This is a genomic window from Streptomyces kanamyceticus (assembly GCF_008704495.1).
Classification (GTDB): Bacteria; Actinomycetota; Actinomycetes; order Streptomycetales; family Streptomycetaceae; genus Streptomyces; species Streptomyces kanamyceticus.
On sequence record NZ_CP023699.1, the window covers coordinates 5451362 to 5468734 of the forward strand.

The following is a 17373-nucleotide window of genomic DNA, read 5'->3' on the forward strand; positions in this document are numbered from 1 at the left end:
CGTGACAGCCGGGTGTCAGGGACGGCCGCGATGGTCGGCGCATGAAAACTTCGGCGATCGCGGTTTCCGGACTGCGCAAGGCATACGGCGACAAGACCGTGCTCGACGGCATCGACTTCGATGTCGCCGCAGGATCGGTCTTCTCCCTGCTCGGCCCCAACGGCGCGGGCAAGACGACGACCGTGAACATCCTGACGACCCTGATGAGCGCCGACGCGGGCACGCTGCGCGTCGATGGGCACGACGTGGTCACCGGCACCAAGGAGGTGCGCAAGGCCATCGGCGTCACCGGTCAGTTCGCCGCCGTGGACGAACTCCTCACGGGCCGCGAGAACCTGCGGCTCATGGCGGACCTGAAGCGCGTGCGCTCCGCGGGCCAGGTGGTCGCCGGGCTCCTGGAACGGTTCGACCTGACGGAGTCGGCCGACAAGATGGCGGCGACGTACTCCGGCGGCATGCGCCGCAAGCTGGACCTGGCGATGACGCTGGTCGGCAGCCCGCGGATCATCTTCCTCGACGAGCCGACGACGGGCCTCGACCCGCGCAGCAGGCGCACGATGTGGCAGATCGTCCGCGAGCTGGTGAGCGAGGGCACCACCATCTTCCTCACCACCCAGTACCTGGACGAGGCCGATGAACTCGCCGACCGCATCGCGGTGTTGAGCGACGGCAGGATCGCCGCGGAGGGCACGTCGGACGAGCTGAAGCGGCTCATCCCCGGCGGGCACGTGCGCCTGCGGTTCACCGACCAGGCCGCGTACCGCTCCGCCGCCGCGGCGCTGCGCGAGGTCAGCACGGACGACGAGACGCTCTCGCTGCGGATCCCGAGCGACGGCACCCAGCGCGAGCTGCGCGCCATCCTCGACTGGCTGGAGTCGGCGGGCGTCGAGGCGGACGAGCTGACCGTGCACACCCCCGACCTCGACGACGTCTTCCTCGCGCTGACCGACCGTACGAACACCGATGACCGTACGAACACCGATGACCTCACGAACATCGACAGCTCGACCACCTCGAAGGAGATCGCGCGATGAGCACCCTCTCGACGCCCCTGGCCGACGCCGGGATCATGCTGCGCCGCAATCTGAAGCACACCCTGCGGAACCCGGTCACGGTGTTCAACGCGATCCTCTTCCCGCTCGTGATGATGCTGATGTTCGTCAAGGTGTTCGGCGGCGCGTTCGATGTCGGTGGTGCCGCGTACATCGACTACGCGACACCGGGCCTCCTGGTGATGGCCGTCAGCTACGGCCTCGGGGCCACCTCGACGTCCGTGAACGACGACATGACCAAGGGCATCATCAACCGCTTCAGGACCATGGACGTCTCCCGCGGCGCCATCCTGACCGGGCACGTCGTCATCACCACGGTGCGCTGTCTGGTGGCCTGCGCGGCGATCATCGGGATGGCCTTCCTCCTGGGGTTCGACCCGGGCGCGAGCGCCGTCGACTGGCTCGGCGCGCTCGGTGTCGTCCTGCTGCTCAGCTTCGCGGCCGCCTGGCTCACCGTCGCCCTCGGCCTCGCCGCGAAGTCCCCGGAGTCGGCGGGCATGGCCACCGTGCCGCTGATCATGCTGCCGTTCCTGAGCAGCGCGTTCGTGCCGTCGGACTCGATGGGGGCCGGGGTGCGGCAGTTCGTCGAGTACCAGCCCTTCACCCCGATCATCGAGGCGCTGCGCGGGTTCCTCGTGGGCGACCCGTCGAGCGGTGACGTGCTCGCGAGCCTCGCCTGGTGCGTCGGGTTCGCCCTCGTCGGCTACCTGTGGGCGGTCTCCACGTTCAAGAAGCGAGCGTGACCTCCACGAGCCCGGACCAGCCGGTCCCGGCCCCCTCCTCGGCCGCCTCGGCGAACTTCGTTTCGCCGAGGCGGCTCCGTGCCGCCCGCTCGATCCGCACCGCGTCCGGGTGGGAGAGGTCGGGCAGTCCGCGTACGCCCGTGCTCGCCGCGAGCAGCCGCGCGGCCTGCGCGTGGTCGCCCTGGCGCAGCGCGAGGTCCGCGACCCCGACGAGCACCTGCGCGATCACCGACGCGTGCCCCGTCTCGGTCGCCGCCGCGCAGGCCGCCGCGCGGTGCGCCCTGGACTCGCCGAGGTCGTCGGCGAGATATCCGAGCAGATCGTGCGTCGTCGCGAGGATGATCCCTTCCTCCGCCTCCTTGCCCAACAGTTCCTTGGTCACGGCCAGTTGCTCGTACGCCGTCGCGGATTCGCCGTTCCACCGGGCGACTTGCGCCTTGGCGAAGGCGAGCAGGGCCAGCGCGCCGGGCCAGGCGACCCGCTCCGCGTGCCGCTGCGCCTCGGCCAGGGCGGCCGCGGCGGCGTCCGCGTCGCCGGAGAGCCGGTGCAGCAGCGCCTGCCGCGACCGCATGCCGATGACGTCTTCGGTGGTGCCGACCTCGGTGACGATCGCGATCGCCTCCTCGTAGTGCGCGCACGCCCCGGCGAAGTCGCCCCGCACGGCGATCCGGTCCGCCAGTTCGGTCAGCGCGAACGAGGTCCCGAACCGCTCGCCGAGCACCCGGAACTCGGCGAGCGCCGTCTTCAGGTGCGCGTCGGCGTCAAGGCCGCCGTGGCCGAGCAGGATCCGCATCTTGCCCAGGTGCAGCCGGGCGAGCGCCCGCGCCCAGGGGTCCTCGTCGTCGAGCAGCTCCTCGAAGGCGGGCAGGAAGGCAGCCGGCTCCCGCAGCATGCGCTCCAGCGGGGTGATGAAGCCGATCAGCGGATGGCGTGCCTCGCTGTCCAGGCTGCGCATGCTGAACTCGTACGCCTTGTGGATCCACTCGGCGGCCTGGTGTTCGTCACCGGGGCCCGCGGTCACGAAGTTCACCAGGAGCGCGTACACGGTGGCCCGGATCGCGTCGGGTACGTCGCCCGGCACCTTGGTGGCCGCCGTGAGCTGTTCCATGCCTTCGGTCCTGTGCCCGCTGAGCCACCAGTACCAGCCCGCGGCCGCCGCGAGCCGCATCGCCCCCCGCGCCTCGCCCGCGCCGAGCGCGCCGCGCATCGCCGCGCTGATGTTGTCGTGCTCGGCGTCGAGCACGGCGAGCCAGGCCAGCTGCTCGGCGCGGCGCAGATTCGGCTCCGCGGTCTCGGCGAGCCCGGTGAAGTGGGCGAGGTGGGCGTGGCGCGCGGACTCGGCTTCGCCCGCCTCCGCGAGGCGCCAGGCGGCGTACTCCTTGATGGTGCCGATCATGCGGTAGCGCGGGGCGTGCTCGCCCTCGGCGCGGAGGAGCGACTTCTCGGTGAGGGCGGTGAGCAGCTCGGGGACGTCATCGCGGTCGACCTCGTCGCCCGCGTACACCCCATCGCCCACGCGCACCGCTTCACCCGCGTACACCCCATCGCCCGCGCGCACCGCTTCGCCCGCGCACACCGCTTCCGCCGCCTCCGTGCTCGCCCCGCCCGAGAACACCGAGAGCCTGCGCAGGACCGCGCGTTCGGCGTCGGTGAGCAGTTCCCAGCTCCAGTCGACCACCGCGCGCAGCGTCTTGTGCCGGGGCAGGGCGGTGCGGCTGCCGCTGGTGAGCAGGCGGAACCGGTCGTCGAGGCGGTGGGCGAGCTGGTCGATGGAGAGCGTACGCAGGCTGGCCGCGGCCAGTTCGATCGCCAGCGGCATGCCGTCGAGCGCCCGGCACACGCGCACCATGGTCGCCAGCGTGCCCGCGTCGGCCGCGAGGTTCCTGCGCACCGCACCCGCCCGGTCCCGCAGCAACTGGACGGCGGGCGACGACTCGATCCCGGCCGGGCCCGCGGCCTCGTCCGGCACGGCGAGCGGCTCGATGGGCCACAGCGCCTCCCCGGTGATGCCGAGGGGTTCACGGCTCGTCGCGATGATCCGCAGCCGCCCGCACTCGCCGAGCAGCCGGTGGGCGAAGACCGCCGCGGACTCGATCACGTGCTCGCAGTTGTCGAGGACCAGGAGCGCGTCGCGCTCGCGGATGGCGGTGATGAGCCGGTCGGTCAGCTCCGCGTTCGGGGCCGCGCCGAGGAGGGCGTCGCGCAGGCCGAGAGCGGTGATCGTCATCTGCGCGACGTCGTTCGTGTCGCCGTCCGCGCCGATGGCGGCGAGCTCCACCAGCCAGCCGCCGTCGGGCAGATCGGCCAGGAGCGTACGGGCCGTCTCCGTGGCGAGCCTGGTCTTGCCCGCGCCGCCGGGGCCGATCACGGTGGTGAGCCGGTGTTCGGCGATGAGCTCGCGGACGGCGGCGACCTCGGCGTCCTTGCCGACGAAACTGGTCAGCTCCGCGCGCAAGTTGGTCTTACGGGTCGTCTCCTCACGTCGCACCAACTCGCCCCGCAACAGGGAGACATGGAGGGCGGAGAGCTCCGACGAGGGGTCCACGCCCAACTCGTCGGCGAGTGCTTCGCGTACGCGCTCGTAGACCTGAAGGGCCTCGCTGTCGCGTCCGGCGGAGGCCAGGGCGCGTATCAGCGAGGCGACGAGCCGCTCCCGCATGGGGTGCGCGGCCACCAGGTCGGTCAGTTCCGTGATGACCTCGGCGCCGTGGCCGAGGGTGACCTCCGCGGCGTACCGCTCCTCGGTGGCGGTGAGCCGCAGCCCTTCGAGGCGGGTGACGGCGGCGTCGAACGCCTCGCTCTCCTGCAGACCGACGTCCTGGAGGGCCGCGCCGCGCCACAGCCCGAGCGCCTCGCGCAGCAGCGGCGCGCGCCGGGAGGCGTCCTCGGCGCGGGAGGGGCCCGCGCCGACGAGGCGTTCGAACCGTACGGCGTCGACGGCGTCGGGCGGCACGGTGAGGCGGTAGCCGTCCGGCTGCCCCTCGACCGTCCCCTCCGGCAGTACCTTGCGCAGCCGGGAGACCAGGCGCTGCAGCGCGTTCGTCGCGTCGGCGGGCGGCTGCTCCCCCCAGATCCAGTCGACGAGCGACGCCTTGGGGACCGCGTGTCCCGGCCGGAGCGCGAGGGCGATGAGCAGCCCGCGCAGCCGCGCGCCCGGCACGTCGACCGGTTCGCCGTCGCTCGTGAGCACCTCGAATGGACCCAGCATCCTGATCTGCACGCGCTGAGTTTGCCATGGGTGTCCGGCAGTTGAGCCTGCCGGACGGTGCGGAACCCATGCCCCCGTCAGGCGGCGTCGAGGGCGCCGTTGATCTTCCGGGCCATCTCGGTCATGACGGGGCTCGGCTCGCCCTTGTACGTACGGGCGGCCGCCTCGATGGCGGTGTTGATGGTGGCGCGGAAGTTGGCGGCCTCGGCCGGGTCCCGGTCCACGAGCAGACCCATGGTCTCGGTGAGGGCGGGCAGCACCCGGTCGGCGAGCTCGGCGACGGACTTGCCGTTCAGGTCCCCGATCTTCGACTTCTCGGCGAGGACGTGGCCGATGGGGCCGGTGGCGGAGGTCAGCGCGATGGAGCCGTGGGTGGCGATCTTGTGGGGCGATCCGGCGGCGTCGGCGGCGGCGAGCAGCGAGACGGCGCCGTAGGCGGCGGTGCGCAGGGTGAGCTTGTCCTGGGCGGTGAGGGTGAGGTTGAGAGACATGGTGTGAACTCCTGGGATCGGTGTCCGGGTCGGGCGACGGGCCGGTGTTTTCCGCCCCGCTCCCGGTTGATGCCTCTACGATCGCGTCGGCCCCTGTCACCGACCTGACACACCTCTGACACGCGCTCTGGCACACCTGACACGCGCAGTGCCCCCTCGTCCCCCTCCCTCCCCGTCTCTCTAGGGTGTCCGCATGCCCCCGCAGATGAAGCTGGCCGCGATAACGCTCGACTGCCCCGATCCGACGGCGTTGGCGGCGTTCTACCAGCAGGCCACGGGCCTCGAACCGCACCCGGCCTCGAACACCGACTTCGCGGGCCTGAGCGGCGAGCACGGCCTGTTCATCGGCTTCCAGCGAGTCGACGACTACCGGCCGCCGAGCTGGCCGGACCAGATCGTCCCGCAGCAACTGCACCTCTGCTTCAAGGTCGAAGACAACCTGGACGCGGTGGAAACCCACCTCCTGAACCTGGGCGCGACCCGCCCGGACCACCAGCCGCACGACAACGACAGCGCGAGGGTCCTCGCCGACCCGGCGGGGCATCCGTTCTGCATCACGCTGCGCTGACAAGCGTCTCGTCAGGTCTAGTCCTCGGATCTACTCGTCAGTGAGGAGAAGCCGGACTTCGGCTGCCAGCGAGGTCATTTGCTCTCCGGCCTCCAGCCAGGTGGTCACCGAGGCGCCCCAGCCGCCGGCGGCCTGCGGCCACGGCCGCAAGGCCCAAGTCACCCCGACGTGACCGCCGGACCGGAAGACCGCCGACACCGTCAGGTCTTGGTCGTTGGTCTGCCAGCTCCGTTCGCCGTCCCAGCCCTGGTAGTCGGCGGCAAGCTCTTCCAGGAACGTGGAGAGATCACTGTCCCAGATCCAGGCGACGACCTCGTTGACACGAGCGGTCAGACCAGGGGCCCGCAGCTCAACGGCATAGTGCACAGAGTCCGCGTCGAAGCTGAACCGATCGCAGAACGTCACGCCGACGGACGCGTTGTCCTGGCAGCGGATGGTCACATGGGGCTTGCTGTCGGTGGCGTCATCCTGGGAGGGCATGGGCGGAACGCTAGGCCAGCACCGTGCGCGACGTCATTCGGATTCGTTGCTGGTGAGTGGACGACAACTTCGGTGGCCTCAGCCACTCTGAGCACTTCGTGCGTCAGCGATTGCTTGGTCGACCAGTTTGGCGAGGGCCGTATGGAACCGGGGGAGGGATTGTCTTCGAGGGTGGTAGTCGAGGCGGAAGATGTGATCGAACTCGGCCTCGGTCTAGCACGGCATCGCCAATAGCTGAAGCGTCACACCGGTCATGCCCGACCAGGCCATCCCGCCATGACCCTGTTACGAGTTCTAAGGAAACGGATACACAGCGGTTGGGACAGCACCTCGACCACGTCACCGGCAAATTCCAGCCCAACCAGCAGCTGATCATCTCCCTGGCCCAGCAGCCGAACTGGAGCGCAAAGTGGGGTGCATCGTCGGCGGCAGACCGACTGTGCCTGCAGGGCATCCTGTACGTCCTCGGCTGCCCTGGAAACGCTCACTGAGCCAAGTACCCGCCATCCACCGGCAAGACCACTCCGGTAATGAAGGATGCCTCGTCTGATGCAAGGAAAGCAATTGCCGCGGCCACTTCACGCGGCTCTCCCAGCCTTCCTATGGGGTGGGCGCTGACCATCGATGCAATGTAATCATCTCCGCCAGGGGAATCTCTCAGTTCTTGAACGCGTTCGGTCATAATCGTTCCGGGTGCCACAGCGTTTACCCTGATCCCTTCGCCGGCGCATTCCACTGCGAGGTGCTTCGTCAACCCTGAAGCCACGAACTTCGCTGGCCCATACACCGCCTGGTTCCGCTGTCCCGCTACGCCAGAGACTGAGGACGTGCAGACAATCGCTCCTCCGCCACTCTTGCGCATCTCTTCGATTGCATACTTGCAGCAGAGGAACATCCCCTTCCCGTCGATCGCCATGACTTTTTCCCATTCCTCAGGAGTGGATTCTGAAATCCCGGAAAGCGGGATGATTCCTGCGTTCGCCACGAGAACATCAAGACGGCCAGCTGGTTCCGTGGCGGTAAGGATCGCGCGCTTGACGTCGCTCACTCTCGAGACATCACCAGAGACTATAGAAATTTTCAGTCCCTGGTTACCCAGTTCTTCTTTGAGGTTAATTAGCCGCGGCTCGTTCCAATCCATGGCCACGACGGCTCCGCCTTCGCGCACGAGTGCCTCGACGGTCGCCCGTCCAATTCCGCTTGCTGCGCCTGTGACCAGGCATGCTTTTCCTGCCATGCGGGATCTTGCTGTGCTCATCGGTTCCCTTTCGCCACATGCGGGCAGTGTGCCCCATACGCTACGCCCGGACACCGATGAGAGCAGTCGTCGTGCAGGTCCTTGCTCCGCGTGGAGATCGCCATCGCAGGCTCACCCACCACACTGGTAAACAACTCTTCCTTAAGTTTCCGGCCGTCAGGGGAGCTGTTTGGATCACGAGCCAAACGGGACCGTGACCTAGACAAGCCTGCCGCGCATGTGCTATTTCAATTCCCCGACCTCAGGTGCAGGTCGCTGACGTCTAAAGAGCGAAGCCGCACGTGATAGTTCCACCACTCTTGGCTCAGTACTACGATTCTGTCCGCCAGCGCAACACGCTTCTTGGATCGAGTAGTGATGTGACGCGACTGGTGCGACCTCGCGTCGACGTGTCGGTTATTGGGCGATTTCGCTGGGATGTCATTCGTAGCCATCGGCGGTTACAGACTCATACCCAACTTTTGGACGGGTGCCTCTTTCACTTGATCGCCAACGATCGATACATGGACCGCATCAGTGGCTTCTTGACCGGAAGTATGCGAACTCTCCCATTTGAAGTCACGGTCTCTGGTAACAGCCTGGAAGATTCGTTACGGGACATGATATCTCGACCATTCCTGTTCTCATCGCTGGCTGCTTCAAAGCCTCAACGGATGGCTCTTCAAGAAGCTTTGGAAGTGAGCGCCACCCGTGAGGAAGTCGACCGCCGCTGCACGCGAGACGGAGTGGTGGAAGGGCTCTTCGGTCTTATTAGAGATACGGGCATCGTTCCTGCAATCGAATGCGAACGTATCCGCGACTCGTGGCGCTTCTGGGTCGACGCAGAGCGTCATGGCAGTCTGGTTACCCGCCCGGCGCAGCCATACGGGGATGACACACAGTCCTTTGCCATGGAGGGCTTTGCGGACTTGCCCCTACTGACTCCGGCCGCGCGGTTCATCGCATCCCGCATTTCCTCCCCCGCAACTCTGGACGTCCGGACAGGAACACGTCGCCGCAGCCTGGTATGGCGAGAAATTGAGCGCCTCAATCAGGCCGACGCGGCGGAGCGGGGCGATGCATTTCAGCTCAAGCTCGCCTTCGACCGCTGCTACTATCGCACGATCGCTCAGGCTGAACACGCCATGTTCTCCAGCGAGGACTCGGCGGCTCTACGAGGCGTTCGGCGAAAAGCGTCACTCAGATTGAGAGATCCAGCCCGGACTGTTATTTACCCACACAACTTTCAGGAACAGCTCGGACGAATGACCACTGAGCAGTGGGCCGGGTTCCTCGAAGATCATAGTGAGGAGCTGCACAACTGGTGGGAGAACTGGGATGTGGAGAGCCTTCAGGAGATCGGCAACAGGCTCGGTAGCCCAGCTGCCCCTCCGCGTCCGAGCACCTCTATATACGTCAATGCTGTCATCAGCGTAAGCAGCGGAATCGCCTCCACTCTGGTGGACCCTTCACCCCAAGCAATGATGATCGGCGGAGGGGTGAACCTTGCCACCTGGATCGTTTCCGGCCCGGTGGCGGAACGGATGCAGCAATGGTCCAGCGATCGCCATGCCCGGTATGACGTTGTAGAAGTCCGGCCAGCCGAAACGACCTAAGAGCTCGTAACGCGATCATGATCGGCCCTTTTTGAGTCGTCTCCAGCAGATGAGGCCGCATGCCAACGAGATGAAGGCGCCGTGGAGTTCGACTCGTCGTTCCCACCGGACGGCGAGGCACTTGAACTGGTGGAGCAGGGCGAAGGTCTGCTCGACGACGTAGCGGAGCTTGCCCAGGCCCTTGATGTTCGGGGCGCCCTTGCGTGAGATCACCGGCAGGATAAGGCGTCGGCGGAGCTCGCGGTGCACGGTCCGGGAGTCGTATGCCTTGTCGCCGAGCAGGACCTCGGGGCGTCGGCGGGGACGGACAGGGCGCCCAGCGACCGGTGGGATGCCGTCGACCAGGCGAGGGTCCGGGCGATGTCGTTGACATTCGCCGAAGTGGCGATGACGTGCAGCGGGGCGCCACGCCCGTCGCAGATCAGGCGGTGTTTACTGCCCGTCTTGCGCCGGTCGACCGGCGACGGACCGGTTGCGGGTCCCCCTCTTTTTCACGCCGACGTGAGAGCCGTCCACGCACGTGCGGGTCCAGGCGGCGCCAGCAGATCTGTCCGGAGCCGAACCTCAGCTCCAGTGGTAGGAGTTGCCAGGCCGCATCGTTGAACAGCACGTACAGAATGCCCTGCAAACAGAGCCTGTCCGACACCGGCTTCGCCCCTGGAGCCCGCTCCGGCCAGGGCGGCGGCAGCGGTTCGACCGGCTCCCACAAGTCATCGTCCACGATCCACGGCCGAGTGCTCACTCAGCCATCAACGGCCCGATCATCAGATCGGACACGCGCGACCAGCGCACTCATTCAAGATTCGGTTGCGACCTCTTACGGCGGTGGGCTGACGCAAGGACACACCATGTGCGGTCCACGCTCGGCGCGCTGCACGGAAAGCGTCGTCCGACGAGTGAGTGCTGGGATTGCAGGCAGTTCTCCTTGTTCGTGCTGAAGAGGGTATGAAATGCGGGTAGTTGGTAGTTGGTGCTTTCCCCTTTCCGTCCATCCGGTCATCACCCTGGGCGCCGTCTGCAGCGGCGTTCCTCATGCCTGCCGAGGACATTCACGATCAGCTCCCGACCACGGCCGACTTACCTACCCTGTTCGCGCTCAAACAACACGGGTAGGTCTCCCTGGCTGCTCTGCTCGGTGGCGGTCAAGCCTGTGGTTGAACCGTCTTGAGCATCTGCAGGGCGACACGGATGGTGTGGTCGATCGGGACCTCGGTAAACGGCGGGACGGTCGAGAGGCCGAACTCAGCCAGATCACGCCGGATGGTGGCGATGGCCTTGGACGAGCGGCTCACGACGTCCCAGATGCTTAGGAAGTCGCGTACGGCAAGTTCTATGGGACGGCCCTTAGCCGCTTCAGCCACCTTCTCGGCCAGGGCGGCCGGGCCTTCCAGGAGCCTCAAGTGCTTGGGAGCGTCGGGGTTTCCCGGGTCAGGGCTGCCATGGGCAAGGGCAGCGAGCCGGGATGCTGCGTCGAGACGGCGCAGCTCGCTCACAGTGAGGAGCGAGCCGAGCGTGGCGCGCAGGTCCGCACGAAATTCGGAGCGCGGCACGTCGGTACGGCTCCAGGTGACGGTACGTACGTGGCGCAGCCCTGGTGACGAGTCCGCCCGGTACTGGTAGTCGCCGGTGATGTACCCGAGCGCAACGCTGCCTGTCTTCAGCGGGAGCACGATGATGTCGCCAGGGGTGACAACGGAACGAAATCGCCACAACTGGCCTTGCCAGTTACTCAGGACCCGCGGGTTTTCGCATGGGTAGGCCTTGTCGATCTCTGCGCGGAGGCCGTCCCAGGGTGAGCAGTGGGTGAGGTCGCCGACTTCGGGCCAGCCAGCGATAGTTAGGCCTTCACTGAGAGAGGCGTCCTCGCGTTCGCCGTCAGCCCCGGCCCGGATCATCCATGCCTTCACCACGCAGCCCCTCAGGCAGGTCACTGGCACGCGCACTCGTCCGAGGATCGCGAGCTCGGTCACGGGGAGGGTATTCGGGCCGCAGACGCAGCCTGCGGCCCGGCTGCCTGGAGCACGTAAGCGGCGGGTTGGCGCGCCGACAAAGGCTCCTTGCCTCTGTCGGCAGCGGTCTAGCGAAGACCACCCTGCCTTCCCGGATTGCCTTGCGACCGCATCAGGGGCATGACCGCGGCCGCACGACAGATGTCCTGCAAAGACGGCACCTATCGTGCTCACTCTCACCACGACCTCACCACGATGGCGAATGACTTAGCGCACTTTTGCAAGCAGGCGCTTGCAATAGTTAGCAAGGGTGCTGCACCATCGAGTCATGGCATCGCTCAACGTCGGCAATCTCGGTGAGTACCTGCGCGAGCAGCGGCGCAGTGCGCAGCTGTCGCTGCGGCAGCTCGCCGATGCCGCCGGGGTGTCCAATCCGTATCTGAGTCAGATCGAGCGAGGCCTGCGCAAGCCGAGTGCCGAGGTGCTTCAGCAGGTCGCCAAGGCCCTGCGGATCTCCGCGGAGACGCTGTACGTGCGGGCCGGGATCCTCGACGAGAAGGAGCGGGACGAGCTGGAGACGCGCGCCGTCATCCTCGCCGACCCCTCCATCAACGAGCGTCAGAAACAAGTGCTGTTGCAGATCTACGAGTCGTTCCGCAAGGAGAACGGCTTCGAGACCTCGACGTACGCGGACGCCGCGTCGTACGCGGATGAGGACACCGACACCGTTGAAGGCCCCCGAACGGCCGACGGCGGCGATGCCGGTACCGAGCAATCACCCCGAAGCTGAGCAATCACCCTGAAGCTGAGCAAGTCGACCCAACTGACCAAGCCGACGCGAATCCGGGAGGACCATCGTCATGGCCATCACCGATGAACTGCGCAAGACCTTCACCAACCCCACCCCCGCGTACTTCGTCGCCGGGTCCGCGGACCGTGCCTTCCAGCAGGCGAAGAAGGTGCCCGGCATCGTCGAGCAGCTGATCGCCGAGGCGCCGTCCCGTATCGACGCGGTGCGCAACACCGACCCCAAGGTCGTCCAGGACAAGGCGGGGGCCCGCGCCAAGGAGGCGCAGGAGACCATCCAGGCCAAGGTCACCGAGGTGCTCGGCACGCTCGACACCGACCTGAAGAAGATCGGTGAGACCGCTCAGGACCTCGCGCTGCGCGGTGTCGGGGTGGCCGCCGAGTTCGCCGTCAAGGCGCGTGAGAAGTACGACGAGGTGGCCGAGCACGGCGAGCAGGTCGTGAAGACCTGGCGCGGCGAGGTCGCCGAGGAGATCTTCGAGATCGGCGAGACGGTCGAGCCCGACGCCGAGCCCGCGGCCGCCGATTCCGCCGAGCCCAAGGCCGCGGCCGCCGCCCCGGCCAAGAAGCCCGCCGCGAAGAAGACCACGACCCGCAAGACGACGGCGAAGAAGACCACGCCGCCCGCCAAGTAGGTCCCCGCGGTACCGAGTTACCCACGCGTTCCCCGTGTGTACGGGGCGGGCACTCACGGCGTGCCCGCCCCGTTGACGGGGTAGCGGGTACCGTGGCCGCGTAATCGTTGAGCCGAGACTGGTGGTGGACGTTGTGCTGATGCAGGGGTTCGCGAACTTCATGTGGCTGCTGTCGCTGGCCCTGATTTTCTTCAGCGGATTCGCGCTCATCGACGCCGCCGTCCGGCGCGAGGACGCCTATCGGGCCGCGGACAAGAAGACCAAGCCGTTCTGGCTGATCATTCTCGGGATCGCCTTCATCGTGAACCTGCTGTTCCCGATCATGTCGTTCCTGCCGATCATCGGCCTCGTCGCGACGATCGTGTACATGGTCGACGTGCGGCCCGCGATCCGGCAGATCAGCGGTGGCGGCGGCCGCCGCGGTGGCTCCAGCAGCGATGGTCCTTACGGGCCCTACAACGGCGGCCGGTAGTCACCGTAGGCACCGTCAGGCTGTAGCGGCGCCCGTTCGCGCCCCCGGCGCCCGGTCGAGCAGCAGTACCGCCACGTCGTCCGTCAGGTCCCCGCCGTTGAGGTCGCGCACCTCGTTGACGGCGGCCGAGAGCAGTTCGTCGCCCTGCAGCCCCGTGGCGATCTGGCGGCGGATCATCTCCACCATGCCCTCCTGCCCCAGGCGCTGATTGCCCTGGCCGATGCGGCCCTCGATCAGGCCGTCCGTGTAGAGCATCAGGCTCCACTTCCCGCCGAGCTCCACCTGCCTGCGCGGCCAGCGCGCGCGGGGGAGGAGCCCGAGCGCAGGGCCGCCGTCCTCGTACGGCAGGAGTTCCGCGAGCCGTCCCTCGCGCGCGATCAGCGGCGAGGGGTGTCCGGCGAGGCACAGTCCCGCCCTGCGGCCGTCCGGCGCGATGTCGACCGTGCAGAGCGTCGCGAAGATCTCCTCGTCCGCGCGCTCGTGCTCCAGGACCTTCTGCAGCGTGGAGAGCAGCTCGTCGCCGCACAGGCCCGCGAAGGTCAGCGCCCGCCAGGCGATCCGCAGCTCCACGCCGAGCGCGGCCTCGTCGGGGCCGTGCCCGCAGACGTCGCCGATCATGACGTGTACGGAGCCGTCGGGGGTGCGCACGGTGTCGTAGAAGTCGCCGCCGAGCAGCGCGCGCGAGCGGCCGGGGCGGTAGCGCGCGGCGAACCGCAGCGGCGAGCCTTCCAGGAGCGGGGTGGGCAGCAGGCCGCGCTCCAGGCGGGCGTTCTCCTGGGCGCGCAGGCGTGACTCGGTCAGCTGGCGCTGGGCGGCGTCCGCGCGCTTGCGCTCCACCGCGTAGCGGATGGCGCGGCTCAGCAGGCGCGCGTCCAGCTCGTCGCGGAAGAGGTAGTCCTGGGCGCCGACCCGCACGGCCTCGGCGCCGCGCTCGGCGTCACCGTCCCCGGTGAGCGCCAGGACGGCGTGCCGGGGCGCGAGCCGCAGGACGTGCTTGAGCGCGACGAGCTCGTCCTCGTCCGCCTCGGCGGCGCCGGGCGCGGGGAGGGCCAGGTCGAGCAGGATGCAGTGCACGTCGTCGGTGAGCAGCCGCTCGGCCTCGGTGAGGTTGCGGGCGGTGCGGATGCGGATGGGCTTGCCCGCGGAGTCGAGCAGCTCGGGAACGCTCAGTGATCCCGCCGGGTCGTCCTCGATCACGAGGAGGCTGAGTCCGGTGCCGGTGCCGGTGCCGGTGCCGGCACCGGTGCCGTTTCCTGTGTCGGTCGTGTCGTGGGCGGGAGCCGCCGTGTCGTGGGGCGCCGCAGGAGCCTGGCCCTGACCGCCTTCCGCGGCCGGGACTGCTCGCTGCCGCGGTATGGGTACGGGCATCGCTTGGTTCCTTCCCTCCCCCCGAGGGCGTGGTGCCACGCAGGTCGACGCGGCACCGACGGGGACCTTAGCGGTAGCCGTGCCTCCAGTGGAATGCCGCGCGACGAGCCGCGGGGCAATCGGCCACCGTCATATGCCGCATCCAGGAACGCAATTGGGCACGGCACCGGCCCCGCCCGGAATGACGAACATCACGCCGAGGGGGTTGAGCGGAGGGCCGGGGCGTGTGCTGGGTCACAGCCGGGCGGGCGCCCCGGCCGCGAGGGGCCGCGCGGGGCCGCTCGGCGGCGGCTACTTATCCGGCCGCACGGCTACTTGTCCGGCCGTACGACCCCTACTTGTCCGGCCGTACGACCCCGAGGATCTGCATGGATCCGGCGCCCGTGATGGTCACGTCACGGCCGGGACGGGGCGCGTGCACGATCGCGCCGTCGCCCAGATACATCCCGACGTGGCTCGCGTCCGAGTGGTAGATGATCAGGTCGCCGGGGCGCATGTTCTTGATGTCGACGCGCGGCAACTGCTTCCACTGCTCCTGCGAGGTGCGCGGAATGCCCTTGCCCGCCGCGGCCCACGCCTTCGAGGTGAGCCCCGAGCAGTCGTACGAACCGGGGCCCTCGGCGCCCCACACGTACGGCTTGCCGATCTGGGCGGTGGCGAACTCGATGGCCTTCTTGCCCTGCGGGGACGCCTTGCCGTCGATGTCCTTCAGGACGCCCGAACTCACCCAGGCCGACTGCTTCTTGAGGGCGGCCGCCTCCTCCAGCTTGCGCAGCCGCTCCCGCTCGTCCTTCTCCAGGCGCGATTCGAGCTTCTCGGCGTCCGCGATCTTCTTCTTGATCTCCTTCTTGGACGTGGCCTTCGACTTGCGGTCGGCGTCCAGCTTCTTCCAGCGCGAGCTGGCGTCCTTGGCGTAGATCCGCAGGTCGTCCTCGGTGCGCTCCAGCTCGGTCAGCATCCCCTTGGTGGCCTTCTGGCCCGCGCGCATGCGTCCCGCGCCGTCCAGGAACTGGCCCGGGTTCTGGCTGAGCATCAGCTGGGCCTCGGGCGGCATCCCGCCGTTGCGGTACTGGGCGCGGGCCTCGGCGCCCGCGCGGGACTTCAGCTTCCGCAGCTTCTCCTGCGCCTTGGTGATGTCCTGGGCCAGCTTCACGATCTGCCGGGACTGTTTGTCGGCGCTCTCCTCGGCCGCGTTGTACGCGTCGGTGGCCACGCCCGCGTCGTGGTAGAGCTTCTCGATGTCCTTGCGCACCTGCTCCAGGGACTTGCCGGTGCCTGGCGTCGGCTTCTTCGGCATGCGCTCGGCGGGGCCGCCCGCCGCTTGCGCGAAGGCCGTCCCCGGTGCGGCGAGCACCGTCGCCGCGCAGATCAGCGCCACGGCCGTCGCCGTCGAGTATCGCTTGCCAGTCACGCCCTGCCACCCCCAAAGCTGATTTACCGTCAGTAACTTGCGGTCGCCTTCGGGATGGTGCCATGCCGACGCCCAATGCGACAGAGTCCGACAGCAACTCCGATCTCCCCACCCGTCTCATGTGACGAATGGCACGCGGAGTTCGTTCCCCGCAGGTCACAGCGATGCGTTCCACGCGGGGCGGGCGGAATCACCGCCTCCGCGCACGCACATGTGTTCAATCCCCGGGCGACGCGGGGGAGTCGGCGCCCGTCCGGCCGGTGCGGTCAGTTCATCCGACCGGTACGGCGGTCGTCTCATCCGGCGGCCGCGCACAGCCCGCCCGCGCCGCCGTGCACAGCCCGCCCGCGCCGCCTCGCTCAGCCCGCCCGCGGCGCCAACGCCTCCCACCGCACCGTCACTTCCCCCTGCCGCCACCGCGACGTCCCGTCGAGCACGGGCCAGTCGGCCGTCAGTTCGCGGACGGCCCTGATCCACCGCTGCCGCGCGCCGTACGAGGCGTAGGGCGCGGCGGCCGCCCAGGCCCGGTCGAAGTCCCGCAGGAACGCGTGCACCGGCTCGCCGGGAACGTTCCGGTGGATCAGCGCCTTCGGCAGCCGCTCGGCGAGGTCGGAAGGGCGCTCCAGGGAGCCGAGCCGGGTGGCGAAGGTGACCGTGCGCGGACCCTCGGGCCCGAGCGCGACCCATACGTGCCGCCGCCCGATCTCGTCGCAGGTGCCCTCGACGAGCAGCCCGCCGGGGGCGAGCCGCGCGCACAGCCGTTCCCAGACGGCGCCGACCTGCTCCTCGTCGTACTGCCGCAGCACGTTCGCGGCCCGGATCAGGACCGGGCTGCCCGGCAGCGGCACCTCGAAGCCGCCGTGCCGGAAGGAGAGCCCTTCGCGTTCGTACGGTTTGGCGGCCGCGACCCGCGCCGGTTCGATCTCGATGCCGACCACGCGCGCGTGGGGCGCGACGGTGCGCAGCCGGAGCAGCAGCTCGACGGCGGTCCAGGGGGAGGCCCCGTAGCCGAGGTCGACGGCGACGGGGTCGGGACGGCGGCGCAGCTCGGCGCCGTGGACCGCGGCGATCCAGCGGTCCATGCGGCGCAGCCGGTTGGGATTGGTGGTCCCCCGCGTCACCGATCCCACGGGGCGGGAAGGGGTGCGTGGGGCCATGGGGAAAGGGTATGCGCGGCCCGCGGCCGAGCGGCTCAGGGGCGGTGCGGCGGGCGGTGCGGCGGGCGGCACGGGTAACGCTTTGGCAAAAAGGGGCGAAGAGGAAATGGAGGCGAGCCTTCCGGTGTTCACCCTCCGGAGGACCCGTACGGCCTCCGTGTAGTCATGCCCGTACGCAA

Annotated in this window: 17 protein-coding genes; 7 read left to right on the forward strand and 10 right to left on the reverse strand. The window is 68.4% G+C overall.

Going from position 1 to position 17373, the window contains the following annotated elements:
- The first annotated feature begins 41 nt into the window (after nucleotides 1–41).
- Together CP970_RS23335 and CP970_RS23340 are read left to right on the forward strand one after the other, a co-directional pair.
- On the forward strand, nucleotides 42–1034 hold the full coding sequence (locus CP970_RS23335; RefSeq protein WP_055546515.1) for an ABC transporter ATP-binding protein: 993 nt from the start codon (nucleotides 42–44) through the stop codon (nucleotides 1032–1034).
- The gene (locus CP970_RS23340) at nucleotides 1031–1795 is read left to right on the forward strand and encodes an ABC transporter permease (protein WP_055546513.1); all 765 of its coding nucleotides are present in this window, start codon (nucleotides 1031–1033) and stop codon (nucleotides 1793–1795) included. The genes CP970_RS23335 and CP970_RS23340 overlap by 4 nt, the downstream gene beginning before the upstream one ends.
- Here the strand turns inward: CP970_RS23340 and CP970_RS23345 are convergent.
- Together CP970_RS23345 and CP970_RS23350 are read right to left on the reverse strand one after the other, a co-directional pair.
- Entirely contained in the window at nucleotides 1779–5015 is a 3237-nt protein-coding gene (locus CP970_RS23345) for a BTAD domain-containing putative transcriptional regulator (RefSeq protein WP_055546511.1), read from the reverse strand. The two genes, CP970_RS23340 and CP970_RS23345, sit on opposite strands and share 17 nt — an antisense overlap.
- Before the next feature lie 65 nt (nucleotides 5016–5080).
- Nucleotides 5081–5494 (reverse strand): hypothetical protein, encoded by a 414-nt coding sequence (locus tag CP970_RS23350; protein WP_055546509.1) that lies wholly within the window; start codon nucleotides 5492–5494, stop codon nucleotides 5081–5083.
- A 193-nt stretch (nucleotides 5495–5687) separates the two neighbouring features.
- Between CP970_RS23350 and CP970_RS23355 the strand changes: the two genes are divergently transcribed.
- Nucleotides 5688–6062 (forward strand): VOC family protein, encoded by a 375-nt coding sequence (locus tag CP970_RS23355; protein WP_055551927.1) that lies wholly within the window; start codon nucleotides 5688–5690, stop codon nucleotides 6060–6062.
- Nucleotides 6063–6092: 30 nt separating this feature from the next.
- On the opposite strand, the gene CP970_RS23360 is transcribed toward CP970_RS23355, so the two are convergent.
- Together CP970_RS23360 and CP970_RS23370 are read right to left on the reverse strand one after the other, a co-directional pair.
- On the reverse strand, nucleotides 6093–6542 hold the full coding sequence (locus CP970_RS23360; protein WP_055551925.1) for a DUF6228 family protein: 450 nt from the start codon (nucleotides 6540–6542) through the stop codon (nucleotides 6093–6095).
- Nucleotides 6543–7026: 484 nt separating this feature from the next.
- On the reverse strand, nucleotides 7027–7779 hold the full coding sequence (locus tag CP970_RS23370) for an SDR family NAD(P)-dependent oxidoreductase (protein ID WP_206188677.1): 753 nt from the start codon (nucleotides 7777–7779) through the stop codon (nucleotides 7027–7029).
- Between the two features lie 524 nt (nucleotides 7780–8303).
- Here CP970_RS23370 and CP970_RS23375 point away from each other — a divergent pair.
- The gene (locus CP970_RS23375; RefSeq protein ID WP_150493839.1) at nucleotides 8304–9395 is read left to right on the forward strand and encodes a hypothetical protein; all 1092 of its coding nucleotides are present in this window, start codon (nucleotides 8304–8306) and stop codon (nucleotides 9393–9395) included.
- Between the two features lie 15 nt (nucleotides 9396–9410).
- Here the strand turns inward: CP970_RS23375 and CP970_RS46005 are convergent, their stop codons facing one another.
- The 3 genes from CP970_RS46005 to CP970_RS23385 all read right to left on the reverse strand — a co-directional run bounded on the left by CP970_RS46005 (nucleotide 9411) and on the right by CP970_RS23385 (nucleotide 11365).
- Nucleotides 9411–9815: a transposase gene (locus CP970_RS46005; protein WP_398656967.1), complete on the reverse strand. Its 405-nt coding sequence runs from the start codon at nucleotides 9813–9815 to the stop codon at nucleotides 9411–9413.
- Between the two features lies 1 nt (nucleotide 9816).
- A complete protein-coding gene (locus CP970_RS46010) occupies nucleotides 9817–10137 on the reverse strand; it encodes a transposase (protein WP_398655608.1) in 321 nt (106 codons plus the stop codon).
- A 400-nt stretch (nucleotides 10138–10537) separates the two neighbouring features.
- On the reverse strand, nucleotides 10538–11365 hold the full coding sequence (locus CP970_RS23385) for a restriction endonuclease (protein WP_150493840.1): 828 nt from the start codon (nucleotides 11363–11365) through the stop codon (nucleotides 10538–10540).
- Nucleotides 11366–11672: 307 nt separating this feature from the next.
- Here CP970_RS23385 and CP970_RS23390 point away from each other — a divergent pair, with 307 nt between their 5' ends.
- From CP970_RS23390 to CP970_RS23400, 3 genes are all read left to right on the forward strand, one after another.
- Nucleotides 11673–12134, forward strand: coding sequence for a helix-turn-helix domain-containing protein (locus CP970_RS23390; RefSeq protein ID WP_055551920.1), 462 nt, complete (start codon nucleotides 11673–11675; stop codon nucleotides 12132–12134).
- Nucleotides 12135–12204: 70 nt separating this feature from the next.
- Nucleotides 12205–12786, forward strand: a complete 582-nt coding sequence (locus CP970_RS23395; RefSeq protein ID WP_055551918.1) for a hypothetical protein — start codon at nucleotides 12205–12207, stop codon at nucleotides 12784–12786.
- A gap of 139 nt (nucleotides 12787–12925) precedes the next feature.
- Entirely contained in the window at nucleotides 12926–13258 is a 333-nt protein-coding gene (locus CP970_RS23400) for a DUF2516 family protein (protein ID WP_079043796.1), read from the forward strand.
- A 15-nt stretch (nucleotides 13259–13273) separates the two neighbouring features.
- On the opposite strand, the gene CP970_RS23405 is transcribed toward CP970_RS23400, so the two are convergent.
- The 3 genes from CP970_RS23405 to CP970_RS23415 form a co-directional block, all read right to left on the reverse strand.
- Entirely contained in the window at nucleotides 13274–14626 is a 1353-nt protein-coding gene (locus CP970_RS23405) for a PP2C family protein-serine/threonine phosphatase (RefSeq protein ID WP_055551917.1), read from the reverse strand.
- Nucleotides 14627–14960: 334 nt separating this feature from the next.
- Complete coding sequence (locus CP970_RS23410; RefSeq protein ID WP_055551916.1) at nucleotides 14961–16037, reverse strand: C40 family peptidase; 1077 nt, start codon at nucleotides 16035–16037, stop codon at nucleotides 14961–14963.
- A gap of 359 nt (nucleotides 16038–16396) precedes the next feature.
- Nucleotides 16397–17194: a class I SAM-dependent methyltransferase gene (locus CP970_RS23415; RefSeq protein ID WP_150493842.1), complete on the reverse strand. Its 798-nt coding sequence runs from the start codon at nucleotides 17192–17194 to the stop codon at nucleotides 16397–16399.
- Nucleotides 17195–17373 lie beyond the last annotated feature (179 nt).

Excerpts from the sequence above, each read along its gene's own strand:
- CP970_RS23390 (WP_055551920.1), top strand. The coding sequence starts at position 11,673 with ATGGCATCGCTCAACGTCGGCAATCTCGGTGAGTACCTGCGCGAGCAG.
- CP970_RS23405 (WP_055551917.1), bottom strand. The coding sequence starts at position 14,626 with ATGCCCGTACCCATACCGCGGCAGCGAGCAGTCCCGGCCGCGGAAGGC.
- CP970_RS23415 (WP_150493842.1), bottom strand. The coding sequence starts at position 17,194 with ATGGCCCCACGCACCCCTTCCCGCCCCGTGGGATCGGTGACGCGGGGG.
- CP970_RS23355 (WP_055551927.1), top strand. The coding sequence starts at position 5,688 with ATGCCCCCGCAGATGAAGCTGGCCGCGATAACGCTCGACTGCCCCGAT.
- CP970_RS23350 (WP_055546509.1), bottom strand. The coding sequence starts at position 5,494 with ATGTCTCTCAACCTCACCCTCACCGCCCAGGACAAGCTCACCCTGCGC.
- CP970_RS23375 (WP_150493839.1), top strand. The coding sequence starts at position 8,304 with ATGGACCGCATCAGTGGCTTCTTGACCGGAAGTATGCGAACTCTCCCA.
- CP970_RS23400 (WP_079043796.1), top strand. The coding sequence starts at position 12,926 with ATGCAGGGGTTCGCGAACTTCATGTGGCTGCTGTCGCTGGCCCTGATT.
- CP970_RS23360 (WP_055551925.1), bottom strand. The coding sequence starts at position 6,542 with ATGCCCTCCCAGGATGACGCCACCGACAGCAAGCCCCATGTGACCATC.
- CP970_RS23340 (WP_055546513.1), top strand. The coding sequence starts at position 1,031 with ATGAGCACCCTCTCGACGCCCCTGGCCGACGCCGGGATCATGCTGCGC.
- CP970_RS23335 (WP_055546515.1), top strand. The coding sequence starts at position 42 with ATGAAAACTTCGGCGATCGCGGTTTCCGGACTGCGCAAGGCATACGGC.
- CP970_RS23370 (WP_206188677.1), bottom strand. The coding sequence starts at position 7,779 with ATGGCAGGAAAAGCATGCCTGGTCACAGGCGCAGCAAGCGGAATTGGA.
- CP970_RS23395 (WP_055551918.1), top strand. The coding sequence starts at position 12,205 with ATGGCCATCACCGATGAACTGCGCAAGACCTTCACCAACCCCACCCCC.